Source organism: Streptomyces sp. SudanB182_2057, assembly GCF_964272715.1.
In the GTDB taxonomy this organism is placed as follows: Bacteria; Actinomycetota; Actinomycetes; order Streptomycetales; family Streptomycetaceae; genus Streptomyces; species Streptomyces rubradiris.
The window spans coordinates 7,822,567-7,839,315 of the sequence record NZ_OZ186798.1 but is presented as its reverse complement, the minus strand read 5'-3'; the positions used below and the strand labels follow the sequence as shown (position 1 = coordinate 7,839,315).

Below are 16,749 nucleotides of genomic sequence, written 5' to 3'. Positions count from 1 at the left end.
ACGCCCGCACCCGCGCCCGCGCCCGCGCCCGCTAACAAACCTTCCGGAAAGGAACGTCCGCCACGTACACCCGCCATTGCGCGCGGGACAGCCCGCCCCCGGCGCGGCGGCACACCGTCTCGGCCACGCGGTCCGGGTCCAGGACGACGCGCTGGAACGGCACGTGTTCGCCCGCGACGTGCAGACTGCCGCCGTCGCCGGTGAAGGCGAGGGCGAGGACGCGGTCTCCGGCCGTGGGCAGGTCGGTGCCCAGTCGGCGGCGGGAGTCGACGTCCCACAGCCGTACGGTGCCCTGCGCTCCGGCCGCGGCCAGCACGCTGCCGTCCGGGGAGAACACCAGCGCGGTCGTCTCCTCCTGTTCGCCCGTGGCGCCCCTGAAGTAGCCACCGGGCAGCCTGCCCAGCGAGGTGGCCCGCTCGACGTCCCACACCGTGATGCCGCCGTCGATGTCCGCGAAGGCGGCGCGCTTGCCGTCGGGGCTCAGGACACTCACGCAGGCGCAGTCCATCGTCTCCCGCCGCCTGCCGTGGCCGTCGGCCGTCAGCAGGGTGCCGTCGCTCATCAGCAGGACATCGCCGTCGTAGGACATGGAGTTGACAAAGTCGCCGGCTCCGGCGCCGTCCTGCCCGTTCTCCGTGTCCTGGAAGCGGATGTCCCCGGTCTTCCGGCCGCTGTCGGCGTTCCACACGGTCACCGTCGCGTCGTCGACGCCGGTGGTCAGCAGTGACCGGCCGTCCGGGCTGAGCACCCACCCGGCCGGGGGCATGTCGTCGTCGTAGGGCCTCAGTTCGGTGAGCTTCCGGTTGCGGACGGTGTCCCACACGGTGATGCGCGTCGGCCCCATCGGGTCGGCCGGGCCCGAACCGAAGGCGAGGCGGCGGCCGTCGGCGCTGAGGAACATCACCGTCTCGCCGCCGCTCAGGGCGTCGGACTCCACGGGCACCCCGGGAGCGGTGATCGTGTACCGCGGCCGGCCGGTCCGCGCGTCGTGGATGCGCAGCCGGGCCGGGCCCTTGCCGCCGCCGTCCAGGACGGCCAGCACCGAGCCGTCGGCGCTCAGGGCCGCCGCGGCGGCGGCACGCGTGCTCCAGCGCGGCGACAGCGCGCTGCCGATGTCGACGCCGTGGACGACGGTCACTCCGTCCGAACCGGCGGCGGTGTAGCGCAGGACGCGGGCGGTGGTGTCGATGCGGATGTCGTCCGGCTGGATGTCGGTCAGCGGGTACCGGACCACGGGCGCCTGAGGATGGTCGAGCCGCCACAGCAGGAGGTCGTCGCCGCCCACTCCGGCCACCAGCGTGCCGTCCGCGCTGAACACGTGGCTCAGCGGCGCGACTTGAGCGAGCCGGGGCGGTTGGGCCCCGGTCCGGACCGTGACCCGCCGTATTCCCGTCGTGTCCGTCGTCGTCAGGGTACGGCTGTCGGGCGAGAACTGAAGCCCGGCCTCCGGTCCGCACGCGAACCGCTTGCGCCAGCCCGTGTCGACGCGGCGCCGGGCCGGGATGTCCCAGACCCGCACATCGCCCTGCACGCACGTCGCGACCAGCCGGTTGTCGGGGCTGATGTCGCCACCGCCGGCCGTCTCCAGCTCCTTGGCGGTGTGGCTGAACAGGCGGCGCCCGCTGCCGGTGTCCCACGCCTCCAGGCGGCTGCCGGTGAGGAACAGGTAGGCGTGCCCGCTGGAGCTGAAACCGAACTCCGCCCGCGTGCCGCTCTCGGCCGCGACCAGCGTGCCCTCCTCTCCGGCGCTGTCGGGGTCGCCCTCCGGCAGCGGCTCTCCCGGCGTGCCGGAGCCGTCGTCGGAAGGGCCCAGGACCGGGCCGTGGTACCGGCCGGTGCGGGTGTCCCACATCCGGACGCGCAGGCCGTCGTCCCCGGCCGGCACGGACACATAGCGCCCGTCGGGGCTCATGTCGCCCATGCCGAGGTCGTCCATGCCGGCGGGCAGCCGTCTGCTGTCGATCACCCGGCGCGTCTCCAGGTCCCGGCGGACGAACCTGCCGTCGCCCAGGCCGAAGAGGGTCCGCCCGTCCGGGCTGAGCAGCTGGGTGTCCGTGGGGTCGGGCACGGTGAACGTGGGCAGGTCGCGCTGGGCGAGTGCGCCGATGAGGGCGGACCGGGTCTCCGGGGTCCGGCTGAGCCGCCAGGCCGCGACGCCGAGCCGCAGCGCCGTCCCCGGGTCGGTGGTGCGCAGACCATCGGCGGCGGTGGCCGCGCGGCGGGCGGTGGCGGCCAGGTGCCGGCGTTCGTTCGTGCGGTGCTGCTGCCAGGCCACGGCACCGGCCACCAGGGCGAGCACCAGCAGCACGGACACCGACCCGGTCAGCCCGCGCAGCCGCCTGCGTTCACGGGCGTGCGCGGCCGTGCTGGCGTGCAGGAATTCCCGTTCCCCGGCGCTCAGTTCGCGGTGCCGGTCGGCCGGTTCGAAGGCCTCGTCGGCCTCGGCCAGCCGGGTGCCCCGGTACAACGCGCCCGGGTCCCGGCCCAGTTCCCGCCATGATTCGGCGGCCTCGGTGAGCCGGCGCAGTACCCGCAGCCGGTGCCGGTCGTCCTCGATCCAGCCCCACAGCCGGGGCCAGGCGGTGATGAGGGCCTCGTGCGCGAGGTGGACCGTCTCTCCGTCCAGGGTGATCAGCCGGGCGCGGGCCAGGCGTTCGAGTACCGTGTCGACGGTGCCGGCCGACTGCGGGTCGGTGGTGCGCAGTTCGGCGCGGCGCACCGGCCGGCAGGTGTCGGCGGTGCCCTCGCCCGGGGTGATCAGGCGCAGCAGCACCCGTCGTACGTGGCCGGCCTGACCGTCCGACAGCCCGGCGTACAGGTCCTCCGCCGTCTGGGCGATGGCGCCGCGCACTCCGCCGGCCGCCTCGTAGGCGCGCAGGGTCAGGGTGCGGCCGGAGCGGCGCCGCCAGGTCTCCAGCAGCGCGTGGGACAGCAGGGGCAGGCCACCGGGCTCGCCGGCCGCCTCCTCCACCAACTGCGCGGTCAGGGCCCGTTCGACGGTGAGGCCGCGGGCCATGGCCGGTTTGACCACGGCCTCGCGCAGTTCCTCGCGTCCCATGGCCGGCACCGGCACTGCGGCGTCCCGCAACACGCGGGCCAGTTCCGGGTGTTCGAGGCAACGGCCGTAGAAGTCGGCGCGTACGCCGAGGACCACCCGCAGCCGGCTGCCCGGCTCCCGGGCCGCGAGCAGGGCCTCGATGAAGCGGGCGCGTTCCCGCGGGTCGGGGCACAGCGTGAAGACCTCTTCGAACTGGTCGATCACGACCAGGGTGTCGCCGGTTCCCCCGGCGGGCCGCAGCTTGTCCGCGTGGGAGCGCGCCGGGTGCGGGCCGGGGGTGAGGACGCGGATGGCGGCGAGGGGTGTGTCGGCGTCGCCCGTCCGGCGCAGCCGGGGTATCAGCCCGGCGCGCAGCAGGGAGGACTTGCCGCTGCCCGACGGGCCGAGCACCACCGCGCACCGGTGCCCGCGCACCAGTTCCGTCAGGTCCGCCACGAGCTGGTCGCGGCCGAAGAAGACGGCCGCGTCGCCCGGCTCGAACCGGGCCAGCCCCCGGTACGGGGAGTCCCGGACGTCGTGGTCCTCGTGGGGCAGGGCGGCCAGTTCGTCGGCGGCGGCCTGACGGCGCTTCTCCCACTCGTCCGGGTCGCCGCCGCACGCCGTGACGTACGCCCGGGTCACCTCCGCCGACGGCAGCCGTTCGCCGGCCGCCGCCTGGGACAGCGCCGCCGCCGAGTACGGGGTGCGCTGTGCCATCGAGCGGTACGTCGGACCGCCGGCCTCCGCCCGCAGGGCCCGTAACTCCACCGCGAACCGCTGGACCGGCCCCGCCTCCGGATCGATCGGGTTCTCCGGACGTCCCATCCCCTGTCCCCCCTGTCCCCCCTTGCCGCACCGGCGCCGTCCCCTCGCGCCGCGCCCCACGGTAGGGGCCGGCCCCGGCGACGGCCAGGCGGCGCGTCGGCGCGCGCACTTTGATTACCTGCGCGAACGGGGGCTGCTAACCAACTCCGCGGCGGCTGAACTCGGTGTCCGGCGGCACCGCTGCGGTACGCCGCACGGCGCCGGACGGCCGTCTTCCGGACCGCCCGCGCCGCCATGGATCCGTACGACTCGCACACGAAGGAGCACTCATGACCGAGCCCGTGGAGCAGCCGCCCTATCCGGTGGGCGGTGCGGGGATTTTCGATGTCGACCCCGACCAGGCCGGCGTCAGCCAGGACCCCGATGACGCGGTGACCGGAGACGTCCAGTCCCTTCCCGAAGACGTGGAGTTCTGACATGGGCAACGTTCAGGGCATGCTCGCCGCCGCCCGCAAGCTGCTGGGCACCACCGAGCACCCGCCCGGTTCCAACCGCAACCTGATCACCAAGTGGTACGGATTCACCGGCCCTTGGTGCGACATGGCCGTCAGCTACGCCGCCGCCCACTCCGACAACCTCCAGGCGGTCGGCGGCAAGTTCGCCCTCACCACCGCCCACGCCCGCGCCTTCCAGAAGAAGGGCCGCTGGCACTACGGCATCGGCGGGATCCGCCCGGGCGACATCGTGTTCTTCGACTGGTCCGGCTCCCGTTCCATCGGTGCCATCGACCACGTCGGCATCGTCGAGGCGGTGCACTCCAACCGCACCATCACCACCCTGGAGGGCAACACCTCCAACGCCTTCCGCCGCCGGCGGCGCAGCTCCGCCTGCATAGTGGGCTACGGCCGTCCCGCCTACAAGGGCGGCAGCGCGCCGTTGCCGTCCGGGGACGGCATCCTGCGGCTGGGCTCGAAGGGGCAGGCCGTCAAGACCCTGCAGAAGAACCTCAACACGGTGCAGAAGGCCGGGCTCACCGTGGACGGCCAGTTCGGCCCGGCCACGCAGAAGGCGGTGAAGACCTTCCAGGCCAACCACCGCCTCAAGGCGGACGGCGAGTACGGCCCGCAGTCGGCGGCGATGATGAAGGCGGCACTGGCCGGGAAGAAGGCGCCGATCCGCCCGAAGGCCCTCGTCGCCGCTCCTGCGGTGCTGGAGGTCGACGGGATCTTCGGCCCGGCGACCTGCGCGGCGCTCCAGCGCGCCCTCAACAGCCGGGACAAGGCGGGATTGGAGGTCGACGGGGCGTTCGGCCCGCTCACCATCACCGCCCTCCAGCGCCATCTGAAGGTGACGGCGGACGGCGTCGTGGGGCCCAAGACGGTGACCGCCCTGCAGAACCGCCTGGCCACTCCGGCGGGCGGCGAGTGGGACGCGGCGACCACCCGCGCCCTGCAGAAGGCCCTGAACGCCGGCTCGTTCTGACCGGTCGGCGCGCGGACCGGAGGACCGTCACGGGGGGCGGCCTTCCGGTCCGCACGGTGGGGACGGGCATCGCCCGTCCCCTTCCGGCCGTCCCCGCACCTCGTCTCTTCCCTCACGGACCAGGAGAACCGCAGATGAGCACCTCCCAGGACACCTCCGGTACGGCCGCGGCGGCGACCTACCGGGTGGCGATCACCGAACAGCGCACCGGCCGGATCCTCGTCTTCGACCGCGCCGCCCAGTGGACCGACGCCCAGGTCCGATGGAGTTTCAGCACGGGCAACGCCCCCGGCTGGGACCATCCCTTCGAGATCCGCTTCCGGGACACCCGGCGCTACGGCATGATCGCGCTGATGACGTTCGGCCGCCCCGGCGAGGGCCGGGCCGCGATCGTCAACGTGACCTCGAAGGCGCATCTGACCCGGGCCGACCTGCTGTGGTCGGCGCGCGTCACCAGCTACCCGCACTGCATCGAGCGGGTGCCCGACGCCGGCACGGTCGTGGTCGCGGGGTCACGGGACCGGCTGCACGTCTTCGGGCCGTCCAGCAGCGACCCGGCGACCCTGAAGGAGGTGCAGACCCTCGAGTTCACCAAGGCCCACGCCGTGCTGTGGGACGACCAGAACAAGCTGCTGTGGGTGACCGGCGGCACCGTCGTGCGCAGCTACCGCGTGGCCGGGTCGATGCGCGACTCCCGGCTGGTCAAGCACGGACCGGACATCAAGATCGCGGGCAACGGCCACGACCTCCAGCCGGACTACAGCCGGCCCGGCACCCTGCTGGTCGCCGACAGCCGCCACGTCTACTCCCTGCACAAGACGACCCGCGCCCTCACCACCGTCGCCTCGCTGCCCCACCCCAAGTCCTACGTACGCCACGCGAACGGTCAGGCCATGTGGACCACCGACCCCGACACGGAGGACTCCGTGTGGGGCGGGCCCACCGTCCACTTCTCCGCGGGCGGCGACCGCACCCGTCCAGGCGCCCAGATCTACAAGGCCCGGCTGTACACGACGCGGTTCCACTGAGACCGGCCCGGGGCCGGAGGGCGCACGTCCCGGTCGCCTGGGGCCGGGCGACCGGCCGGCAGAGGGCGCGTCGGCGGCGCGGGCGGGGCGGGTTGTGCGCGGGCGGTCGAGGCGGTACTCCGCGCCTCCACACGGTGGTTCACCCCGCGCGCCGCACGGCGAGACTCCAGGCAACCACCGTGTTCCGGGCCGCGACCACGCAGCGACGCCGCCCCGACTCGCCCTCTCCCCCAGGAAGGCTGAAGTCCGTGCACATCTCCTCAAGACGACGCTCGTGCGTCCTGGCCGCGGCGGCACTGGCCGCCCTGACGGTGCCCATGGCGCTGTCCCCCCACGCCGCGGCGCAGCCGTCCGCCACGGCCGGGGCCCAACACCTGCCCCGGGCGGAGCAGTTGATCGTCGGCTACACGCCCGGCTCACCGAAGGCGCGCTCCGACCAAGCCGTGCGGGACGCCCTGACGTCCCCGAGGGCCGGCACCGCCCTGACCTTCGTACGGCGTCTGGCCACCGGTGCCGTCCTGCTCAAGGTGGCCCGGCGCACCGCCGACAGCCGCCCGAAGCCCCTGGCAGCCGTGGCCGAGCAGATGAAGTCCGAGCCGGATGTCGCCTACGCCGAACCCGACAGCCGGGTACGGCCCATGGCCGCGGTCACTCCCAACGACCCCTTCTACCGCTTCCAGTGGGACCTGTGGGACGACAACGCCGGCATGAACGTGCCGCCCGCCTGGGAACTGGCCACGGGCAAGGGCGTACCCGTCGCCGTCATCGACACCGGCTACGTCACCCACTCCGACCTCCAGGCCGGGATCATCCCCGGCTACGACTTCATCACCGACCCGGGCCGGGCGCGGGACGGAAACGGCCGCGACCCCAACTACCACGACCCCGGCTCCTGGACCGAGCCCGGCCAGTGCGAGCCCGGCTCGCCCGGCAGCGAGACCTACTGGCACGGCACCCACGTGGCCGGGACCGTCGCCGCGCGGACCGACAACGGCGTGGGCGTCGCCAGTACCGCCCACGACGCGGGGGTGCAGCCCGTACGCGTCCTCGGGGCGTGCGGCGGCGAGAAGTCCGACACCATCGAGGCGATCGTCTGGGCATCCGGCGGCACCGTCCCCGGGATCCCGGCCAACAAGACCCCCGCGAAGGTCATCAACCTCAGCCTCGGCGAGAAGGCCCCCTGCTCGGCCGCGTACCAGCAGGCCATCGACTCCGCCGTCCGCCGTGGCAGCACCGTCGTCGTGGCGGCCGGCAACGACAACGCCAATGCCGACGACTACGCGCCGGCCAACTGCGACCGTGTCATCACCGTCGCCGCCGGGGACCGCCAGGGCAACCGCGCCTCGTACTCCAACTGGGGCCCGCGCGTCGACATCACGGCGCCCGGCGGCTCTCAGGGCGCCGGGAACGAGGCCAGGATCCTGTCCACGTACAACTTCGGCACCACCGACCCCGCCGACGAGTCCTACGCCTACCTCCAGGGCACGAGTATGGCCGCCCCGCACATCTCCGCCCTCGCGGCGCTCCTGCTGCAACTGCGCCCCGGCCTCACCCCCGCCCAGGTCGAACGCGTCATCAAGGCGACCGCCCGCCCGATCAGCAGCTGCGGCGGTGACTGCGGCGCGGGCCTGGCCGACGCCGGCGCCGCCGTACGGTCCCTCACTACCGCGGCGGACCGCGACACGGTGCCCGCCGGACGCGGACTGCCCGCGCGGAGCTGAGGCGGTCCTGAGCGGCCGGGCCCGCCGACCGCTCAGGCGAACGCCGACCGCGCGGTCGCGTGGCATCGCGCGTACGCGAGGGTCGCGCCTCCCGGGTGCCGGACGAGCGTTGACAATACATACGGTCGACCGCACTCTTTAATCATGGCTACGACCTTCACCGAGGACACCGATCCCTTCTGCCTCGCCACGCTCGACGCCGCGGCGATGCTGTTCGACGCCCCCTGGCAGCGCTACGCCGTGATCGGGGACAGCCTCTCGGCGGGGACGGGGGACAAGAGCGCCGGCTACGGCGACCAGGGCTGGCCCGACCGCGTCGCGCACATCCTGCGGCAGGTGCGACCCGGGCTGGCCTACCTGAACACGGCGGTGAACGGCGCGACGACGCTCGACACCCTCACCCACCAGGCCGGCGCCATGCGGGAGTTCGCCCCGGACCTGCTGCATCTGCCCTGCGGGGCCAACGACCTCCTGCGCCGCGCACCGGACTTCGGGGAGATCGAGCGGAACCTGCGCACGCTGTACGACCTGGCGGCGGCCACGGGCGCGCAGCTGACGACCTTCACCCTGGGGCGCTCCTACGTGGTGCCGGTCTTCCCCGACTGGACGGAGCGCGTGCTCACCCTCAACGACCTCATCCGCACCCTCGCCGGCGAGTACGGCGCCGTGGTCGTCGACATGTGGGATCACCCCGTCAACTCCCGGGAGAACCTGCTGAGCGCCGACCGCGTCCACTTCTCCACGTCGGGCCAGGCCGTCATGGCCGGCGAGATGGTCCGGGCGCTGGCCGCCGCCCTGGCGCACCGCACGCCCTGACCACCGGCCCGCCCGCCCCGCGCGCCCGCGCCCGAGTACGATCGACCGTATGGACACGGGAGCACGTGCGTTCGCCACGCGAGCGGACACGGTGCCGGTCACCGACAAACGCCTGCTCAAAGGGGCGCGGACGCGTGAGGCCGCGCTCCGTCGCGCGGTCGACATCGCCTCGGTCGACGGACTGGACGACGTGAGCTTCGGCCGTCTCGCGACCGCTACGGGCATGAGCAAGGCGGGCATCCAGACCCTCTTCAGGTCCAAGGAGGTGCTCCAGCTCGCGACCCTCGAGTACGCGCGCGAGATGTTCATCGACGCGGTCGTCCGCCCGGCACGGGACGCGGCGCCCGGAGCCGCCCGGCTGCGCTCGCTGATCGAGCACTGGATCGCGTACGCGAGGACACCGCTGCTCGAAGGCGGCTGTTTCCGCGTCGCGAACATGGCCCGTTTCGACAGCAGGCCCGGACCGGTCCGCGACGCCCTCCTCCGCCATCAGCGGGAATGGCTCGACACCCTCGGGCAGGAACTGCGGACCGCCGTCGGCTCCCACGAGATCGCGGAACTCGACATCGACCTCGCGGTCTTCCAGATCGATTCCGTGCTCTGCGCGGCCAACACTGCCCTGCGGCTGGGCGATGAGGACGTCGTCGCCAAGGTCCGCCGCACCGTGGAAGACCTGCTGAAGGCTCCCTGAGCGTTCCTCGCGCGCCGGACCGTACGCGACAACGGTCCGCCGCCTTCGGGTGATCGCTCCCCGAAGGCACCGGCCGCCCGCCCCGTGCCGTCATGTCTTCGTCGGCGGCGTCTTCGGCAGGAACACCAGCAGGGCCGCGAGCGCCGCGACGGCGCAGGACGTCAGGGACGTCAGCGCGAACGCGCGCCCCGCCGCGCACCCGGTCCCCCGAGGCGGCACCCGCGTGGAAGGCGTGGAAGAACACCGCTCCGACGACCGCCACCCCCAGCGCGCCACCGACCTGCTGAGCGGTGGACAGCGATCCGGAGGCCATCCCCGCGGTCTGCGGATCGATCCGCGCCAGGACCGTGTTGAGCAGCGGGGTGATCAGCAGCGGCAAGGCACAACTGGCTCAGCGATTCCGGGCGCCACAAAGAATACGTACGACCTCACGTTTACTTCAATCGGTTTCTCCCCCGGTCCCGGTCCGCATGGTGGCGCAGCAGTCGCCCGGGACCCGGCCGCCGTCCCCCGCCTCGGGTGCCCCTCCGTCGAGTACGGCCGGACCGAGGAGCGTCGTGATGACCGACCGGAGGTACTTCTCCAGCTTGGCGTCCGGTGCCGACTGGAGCGCCGGGGGGCGGATCTCCGTGAGGACGAGGCTCGTGCCGAGCATCCAGGCCGCCAGGAGCTCCGCCCTCAACTCGGCGTCCGGGCCGCCGAGGCGGGCCGCCAGACGCGTGGAGAACACCTCGCTGAAGTCCGCCCGCAGCCGCGCGACCGCCTCGCCCTTGCCGGAGGACCGCAGCACCGAGAGCACCGGATGGGTGAACTCCCCGTCCTTGGGCGCCCCCAGGAGCATGGCGCAGAGCCAGTCGGGTATCGCCTCCACCGGCTCCTGGAGCAGGGGCTCGAAGATCTTGCCGGCTCCCGTCACATCGTTGAACAGCGCTTCCTTCGAGCCGAAGTACCGGTAGACGAGAGCCGCGTCCACCCCCACGTCACCCGCGATGTCGCGCACGCTGGTGCCCTCGTATCCGTACTTGCCGAACCGGAAGGCCGCGGCGGTCCTGAGCGCCGCGCGCGTGGCCGTGGCCGAACGCCTCCGGGCGGGCCGGTCGGCCACCGCTTCCGACGCCTCGCCGTTCTGTACTCCCGTCACGTCACCAAACCTCCATCGTCAGACGGCCCGCCCGCCAACGGCCCATGTTCCAGCCTGGGGCGGCTGGCTCAAAGTCACCGATCGTTGTCATCAAACGTTGACTTGTCTTCGCTCCACATGCCATACCTGGAACGGGTCAACGATTGATGACTTCAGTTCCTCTCTGTCCCCGGGCCGTACGACGAAGTCGGCCCGTTCCAGGTCGCCCGCACGACGCGGCGGCGCGCGCCCTCCCCGCGCGCCACCGGAACCGTCCCACGGGCCCCATCGACCGGAAATGGTGATCTTCTGTGCCTGCTCAACGCGTCGCCGTGGTCGGTACCGGATACGTCGGACTGACCACCGGTGCCTGTCTCGCCTCCCTCGGCCACACCGTGGTGTGCGCGGACGCCGACCCCCGCAAGGTGGAGCGGCTGCGCGCGGCCCGGGTGGACATCCTGGAGCCCGGCCTGCCCGAGACCGTCCGGGACGCCCTGGAGGCGGGCCGGCTGGAGTTCACCGAGGACACCGCCGCCGCCGTCGCTCAGGCCGAGGTGGTCTTCCTGTGCCTGCCCACCCCCATGGGCGCGGGCGGCGCCGCCGACCTCGCCGCCGTGGAGGCCGTCGCGGAGCAGATACGTGACGTCCTGCCGCCCGGCTGTGTGGTCGTCAACAAGTCGACCGTGCCGGTGGGCACCAGCGAGCGCGTCGCCGCACTGCTCGGACGCGCGGACGTGTCCGTCGTGAGCAACCCCGAGTTCCTGCGCGAGGGCCGCGCCGTCCACGACTTCCTGCACCCCGACCGGATCGTGATCGGCGCCGCCCGGCGGGACGCCGCCCGGCGGGTGGCCGACCTGTACGCCGAGCTGGACGCCCCGTTGGTGCTCACCGACCCGGCGAGCGCCGAACTCACCAAGTACGCGGCGAACTTCTTCCTCGCGATGAAGCTGTCCTTCGCCAACAACCTCGCCACCGCCTGCGAGCGGTTCGGCGCCGACATCGGCGATGTCACGGAGGGCATCGGACGGGACCCGCGCATCGGCTCCTCCTTCCTGCTGCCCGGGCCCGGCTGGGGCGGCTCCTGCCTGCCGAAGGACACCCACGCCCTGCTCACCGTGTGCGAGCAGGCCGGGGTCGACTTCCCCCTGCTGCGCGCCACGATCGACACCAACGTCACCCATCAGCGCCGGCTCGTCGAGCGGATCGCCACCGCGTGCGGCCGCGGCCCGGACGGCTCGCTGCACGGCGTACGACTCGCCCTGTACGGGCTGACGTTCAAGGCCGGCACCTCCGACCTGCGCGACTCGCCCGCGCTCGCCGTCGCCCGGCTGCTGCGCGAGCGGGGTGCCGAACTCACCGCGTACGACCCGGCGTTGTGCGACGAGCAGCCCGACCTGAGCGATCTGGCCGAGCTCTCCGACGACCCGGTGCGGGCGGCGGAGGGCGCCGCGGCCTGTGTCGTCCTCACCGAGTGGCCCCAGCTGCGCGACCTCGACTGGGCGGCGATCGCCGCGCGCATGACGGGCCACGAGGTCCACGACTTCCGCAACCTGCTGGACCCGGACCGGCTCGCCCGGGCCGGACTGAGCTGGCAGGGCATCGGACGCGCGAGCGCTCCGGCACGGGTCGCATGAGCCGGGGGCGGAGGACCGACGCCGTGGCCGTCCGCGCCTGACGCGTCTCACGCGTCTCACGCGTCTCACGCGTCTCACGCGCCGATCGGTCACCCCGCCGTCTTCCGTCGCCGGTCACCGGTCGTCCGTCGTCCGTCGTCCGTCCGCGCCTCCCGTGTGTCCCGCCTGCTCCGGCCGGCCCCACCCTCCTTCGCCCGCCACCGCCGAAACTCCACGAGAGAAAGGCCAACCCCCCATGCGAGTCCTGTGCACCACGCTCGGCAGTCCCTCGCACGGGCGTGCTCAACTGCCCCTGTTGCGCGCCCTCGCCAAAGCCGGACATCAGGTCCTGGTGGTCACCACCGAGGCCCTGGCCCCCGTGTTCCACGACGACGACGTGGAAGTCCGCGCCGCCTTACCGCAGTTCGACCCGGTCGCCCTGCTCGCCCCGCACCTCGACGAGCTCCAGGACAGCGGCGAGCTGACCCTGTCCTCGCCGGTACTGCCCCGCCTGCTGATGCGGGCCCTGGCCGGGCCGGGCGTCAAGCCGCACCTGGACATCCTCGCCCCCATCGTCCGGGACTTCCGGCCCGACCTGATCCTCCGGGACGGCATGGACATGGCCGCGGTGCTCATCGCCGAACAGCTGGGCGTGCCACAGCTGCCGACGCCCTCCGGGTTCACCAACACCATCGAGCCCGAAGTAGTGATGCCCCGGCTCAACGAACGGCGCCGGGAGCTGGGCCTGCCCGAGCAGGACGATCCGCTGTCCCTCGTGGCACACGGCCGGATCGACTACGTACCGCCCTCCCACTCCTTCTGCCGGCACCTGCCGCCGACGCTGTCGTACCGGCAGACGGTGGACGTCGAGCGACACCAGGTACTGCCCGAGTGGGTCGTCGAACTGCCCACGGACCGGCCCCTGGTGTACGCCGCGATCGGCACCGCCCTGCCGGTGGTGCGCGAGCAGATGGGCGCCGGGGCCAACCCGTTGCCGGTGGAGATCCCCGACGTCACCGAGAGCCTGGAGGCGATCCTGGGGGCGGCGGCCGAGCTGGACGACTGCACGGTGATCGTGTCGACCTCCGGGGTTCCGGTGGACACCGAGGGGCTGCCCGGGCACGTCCGCGTGACCGAGCGGGTGCCGCAGCCGCTGCTGCTGGAGTCGGTGGACCTGTTCCTCACCCACGGCGGCTTCAACAGCGTCCGCGAGGCCCTGCGCACCGGCACTCCGCTGGCGGTGCTGCCGCACTTCGGGGATCAGCACACCAACGCTGAGCGCGTGGCGGAGCTGGGCCTGGGCGGCCACATCACCGACCGCGGCGTGCGAGGCATCGCCGACATGTGCCGGACGCTGCTCGCCGACCCGGCGCCCCGGGCCCGGATGCGGGCGGCCCAGCTGGCGATGCTGACGCTGCCCGACATCGAGCGGGCGGTCGGCGACCTGGAGGAGATCGCCGGGTAGCCCGCGGGCCACAGCACACGGGGGCCGTTCCCGCGGCACGCGCGCGGCCCCCGGCACCTCTCCCCCGGCACCCACCCCTCTAGGACGACTCGTGACCTCCTCAGAAACCCAACGGCAGAACGCGGCCGACGACGCGCCCGTGCGGCTCGGCCACCGGCAGATCACCACGGTGATGTCCGGTCTGGTACTGGGCATGTTCCTGGGGGCGCTGGACCAGACGGTGGTCGCGTCCGCGCTGCGGACCATCGCCGACGACCTGCACGGGCTGACGGCCCAGGCGTGGGCGACCACCGCGTACCTCATCACGGCCACCCTCGCGACCCCGCTGTACGGCAAGCTCTCCGACATATACGGCCGGCGGCCCGTGTACCTCGCCGCGATCGGCCTGTTCACGGCCGGCTCGCTGCTGTGCGGATGCGCCACGTCCATCCACCAGCTGGCGGCGTTCCGGGCCGTGCAGGGCCTCGGTGGCGGCGGGCTGATGTCGTTGGCCATGACGATCATCGCCGACATCACCACCCCGCGCGAACGCGGCCGCTACCAGGGCTACTTCATGGCCGTGTTCGGTGGTGCCAGCATCGTCGGCCCGCTGGCGGGCGGGGCCCTCGCGGACCGGGAGACGCTGCTCGGCATCGACGGCTGGCGCTGGATCTTCCTGCTCAACGTGCCGCTCGCGGCCGTGGCCGCCGTGGCGATCGTCCGCGTCCTGCGGTTCCCGCACCGGCGGGTGCAGCACCGGCTCGACTACCGCGGCGCCCTCGCGCTGGCCGTGGGGATCGTGCCGCTGCTGACCGTCGCCGAGCAGGGCCGCACCTGGGGCTGGGGGTCGCCCCCGGCGCTGCTGATGTACGCCGTCGGCGCGCTGGGACTCGTCGCCTTCGTCGTGGTGGAGCGCCGGATGGGCGCGGCCGCGCTGCTGCCGCCGCGGCTGTTCCGCATCCGCGCCTTCCGGCTGGGTGTCGGGCTGCACTTCGTCGTCGGCATCGGCATGTTCGGCGCGATGACGACACTGCCGCTCTACCTCCAGCTCGTGCGCGGCATGAGCCCCATGGAGGCGGGGCTCGCCACCCTGCCCACGGTCGCCGCGAACCTCGCCGTGACATTGCTGGTGGGCCGGCTGATGGCGCGCACCGGCCGCTTCAAGGTGCATCTCGTCGCCGGCATCGGCTCGTTCACCGCCGCGATGCTCGTGTTCGCGACCCTGCGCGTGGACAGCCCGCTGTGGCAGGCGGCCCTCGGCATGGCCCTGATGGGCGCGGGGCTCGGCGCGTCGATGCAGACGCTCACCACGCTCGCGCAGTCCGAGGTGCCCCGTACGGACATGGGCGCGGCGACGGCGTCGGTGAACTTCTTCCGTTCCAACGGCGGCACGGTGGGCACCGCGGCCTTCCTGTCCATCCTGTTCTCCACGGCGGGCGGCAGCATCGCCGAGCGGCTGTCCGAGGCCCGCCACGACCCGGCCTACCGCCGCCTGCTGGCCCAGCCCGACAACGCCCACGCCCTGACGGGTGTGCTGCGACCCGGCGGCGGTGTCGACCTGGAGGACTCGGCCTTCCTGCGGTCTCTCGACCGGGGCGCGGCGCTGCCGTTCCTGGAGGGCTACATCGCCTCGATGCGGCTCGTCTTCCTCACCGGTGCGGCGGTGACCCTGGTGGCCTTCCTCATCGCGGCCTGGCGGGTGCCGAACCTGACGCTCGCCGACGAGTGACCCGCCGTCCGTGTGGGGCGCTCCCGCGGATGCCGGGGCGCCGCACACGGACGGGCCGCGCTCAGCGGGGGCTGGTCCGGAACCGGCGCCGGTAGTCGGTGGGTGTGGTGTCGAGCCGGCGGCGAAAGGCCCTGACGAGGGTGTCGACGGTGCCGAACCCACAGGCGGTCGCGACGCGTTCGAGGGTGGCGTCGGTGGCCTCCAACTGGTTGCGGGCCCGTTCGACGCGTACCGATTCGATGTAGGCGTGCGGTGTCGTGCCCAGCTCGTTCTTGAAGATGCGGGTGAGCTGCCGCTCGCTGACGTGGGCGTGGTCGGCGAGCTGGGCGACGGTGAGCGGTTCGGCGATGTGGCGCAGGATGTAGTGGCGGAGCACCTCGATGCGCCGGGTCGCGGCGACCTGTTCCAGCGGGACGCTGAACTGGCTCTGCCCGCCCGGCCGTTTCAGGTACATCACCAGTTGCCGGGCGACGCGCAGCGCGATGGCTTCGCCGAGGTCCTCGGCGATCAGCGCGAGTGACAGGTCGAGGCAGGCGCTGATGCCCGCGCCGGTCCACACGTTGCCCTCGCGGATGAAGATCGGATCGGAGTCGACCTCGATCGCGGGATGGTCGGCGGCGAGCTGCTGGGCGGTCGACCAGTGGGTGGTGGCCCGCTTGCCGTCGAGGAGTCCGGACGCGGCGAGGATATGGGCCCCGACGCACACGGAGGTGACCCTCCGGGTCCGGGGGGCGAGCTGCTTGACCCGTTCCACCACGGCCGGATCGACCAGCGCGTGCACGCGCCGGTGTCCGTCGACCTCGACCGCGCCCGGCACGACGAGCGTGTCGATGCTCCCTGCCGCCAGCTCGTCGAAGGTGATGTCGGGCAGGATCCGGACCCCGGCGGCGGTGACGGTCGGGGCCATGGTCTCGGCGGCGAGGACCACGCGGTAGCCCGCCGCGTCCTCCGTCTCGCGCCGGGCGAGGGCGAACACCTCCGGCGGTCCCGTGACATCGAGCAGGTCGACGCCTTCGAACAGGACGATCACGATCAGTCGTTCAACGGTGTGCACTAGCTCCCCCAGCCGGCAACGTCGATGTCTGTTTCTGCATGCTAGATGACATTGCCGACGCGTGTGTCGGGCCGTAGCGTCATAGGTGCAGGTCAACGCACCGAATGCGGTGCTTTCCCCACTCCCTTCCCTCAGGTGGTATCCCATGTCCGGAACGACGCCGCGCCGGCTCGACGACTACGACGAGACGTCCGCGAACTCGGCCGGATCTCCGTTGTCCTGACGGCCTGCCGGACCACCTCACCCCAC

General features: G+C 72.9%; 12 protein-coding genes. 9 read left to right on the top strand and 3 right to left on the bottom strand.

Going from position 1 to position 16,749, the window contains the following annotated elements; all coding sequences use genetic code 11:
• Window positions 1–31: 31 nt before the first annotated feature.
• Window positions 32–3,862 (bottom strand): nSTAND1 domain-containing NTPase, encoded by a 3,831-nt coding sequence (locus ACSURM_RS34830; RefSeq protein WP_436959940.1) that lies wholly within the window; start codon window positions 3,860–3,862, stop codon window positions 32–34.
• 269 nt (window positions 3,863–4,131) lie between these two features.
• Between ACSURM_RS34830 and ACSURM_RS34825 the strand changes: the two genes are divergently transcribed.
• The 6 genes from ACSURM_RS34825 (at window position 4,132) to ACSURM_RS34800 (ending at window position 9,540) form a co-directional block, all read left to right on the top strand.
• Window positions 4,132–4,278 (top strand): hypothetical protein, encoded by a 147-nt coding sequence (locus ACSURM_RS34825; protein WP_436959939.1) that lies wholly within the window; start codon window positions 4,132–4,134, stop codon window positions 4,276–4,278.
• A gap of 1 nt (window position 4,279) precedes the next feature.
• Window positions 4,280–5,284, top strand: coding sequence for a peptidoglycan-binding protein (locus tag ACSURM_RS34820; protein ID WP_436959938.1), 1,005 nt, complete (start codon window positions 4,280–4,282; stop codon window positions 5,282–5,284).
• A gap of 134 nt (window positions 5,285–5,418) precedes the next feature.
• Window positions 5,419–6,312, top strand: coding sequence for a DUF6528 family protein (locus ACSURM_RS34815; RefSeq protein ID WP_436959937.1), 894 nt, complete (start codon window positions 5,419–5,421; stop codon window positions 6,310–6,312).
• 248 nt (window positions 6,313–6,560) lie between these two features.
• A complete protein-coding gene (locus ACSURM_RS34810) occupies window positions 6,561–8,033 on the top strand; it encodes a S8 family serine peptidase (RefSeq protein ID WP_436959936.1) in 1,473 nt (490 codons plus the stop codon).
• A 144-nt stretch (window positions 8,034–8,177) separates the two neighbouring features.
• Window positions 8,178–8,849, top strand: a complete 672-nt coding sequence (locus tag ACSURM_RS34805; protein WP_436959935.1) for an SGNH/GDSL hydrolase family protein — start codon at window positions 8,178–8,180, stop codon at window positions 8,847–8,849.
• Window positions 8,850–8,898: 49 nt separating this feature from the next.
• Window positions 8,899–9,540, top strand: a complete 642-nt coding sequence (locus tag ACSURM_RS34800) for a TetR/AcrR family transcriptional regulator (RefSeq protein WP_436959934.1) — start codon at window positions 8,899–8,901, stop codon at window positions 9,538–9,540.
• A gap of 439 nt (window positions 9,541–9,979) precedes the next feature.
• On the opposite strand, the gene ACSURM_RS34795 is transcribed toward ACSURM_RS34800, so the two are convergent.
• Window positions 9,980–10,681 carry a TetR/AcrR family transcriptional regulator gene (locus tag ACSURM_RS34795; RefSeq protein WP_436959933.1) on the bottom strand — a complete coding sequence of 234 codons (702 nt, stop codon included), beginning with the start codon at window positions 10,679–10,681 and terminating at the stop codon, window positions 9,980–9,982.
• Window positions 10,682–10,971: 290 nt separating this feature from the next.
• Between ACSURM_RS34795 and ACSURM_RS34790 the strand changes: the two genes are divergently transcribed.
• From ACSURM_RS34790 to ACSURM_RS34780, 3 genes are all read left to right on the top strand, one after another.
• Complete coding sequence (locus tag ACSURM_RS34790; protein WP_436959932.1) at window positions 10,972–12,294, top strand: UDP-glucose dehydrogenase family protein; 1,323 nt, start codon at window positions 10,972–10,974, stop codon at window positions 12,292–12,294.
• A 235-nt stretch (window positions 12,295–12,529) separates the two neighbouring features.
• Entirely contained in the window at window positions 12,530–13,738 is a 1,209-nt protein-coding gene (locus ACSURM_RS34785; RefSeq protein ID WP_436959931.1) for a glycosyltransferase, read from the top strand.
• 91 nt (window positions 13,739–13,829) lie between these two features.
• The gene (locus tag ACSURM_RS34780) at window positions 13,830–15,446 is read left to right on the top strand and encodes an MDR family MFS transporter (RefSeq protein WP_436959930.1); all 1,617 of its coding nucleotides are present in this window, start codon (window positions 13,830–13,832) and stop codon (window positions 15,444–15,446) included.
• Between the two features lie 61 nt (window positions 15,447–15,507).
• Here the strand turns inward: ACSURM_RS34780 and ACSURM_RS34775 are convergent, their stop codons facing one another.
• Entirely contained in the window at window positions 15,508–16,500 is a 993-nt protein-coding gene (locus ACSURM_RS34775) for a GlxA family transcriptional regulator (RefSeq protein ID WP_436959929.1), read from the bottom strand.
• Window positions 16,501–16,749: the final 249 nt, after the last annotated feature.

Coding starts and splice junctions, on each gene's coding strand:
- ACSURM_RS34830 (WP_436959940.1), bottom strand. CDS start 3,862: ATGGGACGTCCGGAGAACCCGATCGATCCGGAGGCGGGGCCGGTCCAG.
- ACSURM_RS34825 (WP_436959939.1), top strand. CDS start 4,132: ATGACCGAGCCCGTGGAGCAGCCGCCCTATCCGGTGGGCGGTGCGGGG.
- ACSURM_RS34820 (WP_436959938.1), top strand. CDS start 4,280: ATGGGCAACGTTCAGGGCATGCTCGCCGCCGCCCGCAAGCTGCTGGGC.
- ACSURM_RS34815 (WP_436959937.1), top strand. CDS start 5,419: ATGAGCACCTCCCAGGACACCTCCGGTACGGCCGCGGCGGCGACCTAC.
- ACSURM_RS34805 (WP_436959935.1), top strand. CDS start 8,178: ATGGCTACGACCTTCACCGAGGACACCGATCCCTTCTGCCTCGCCACG.
- ACSURM_RS34800 (WP_436959934.1), top strand. CDS start 8,899: ATGGACACGGGAGCACGTGCGTTCGCCACGCGAGCGGACACGGTGCCG.
- ACSURM_RS34785 (WP_436959931.1), top strand. CDS start 12,530: ATGCGAGTCCTGTGCACCACGCTCGGCAGTCCCTCGCACGGGCGTGCT.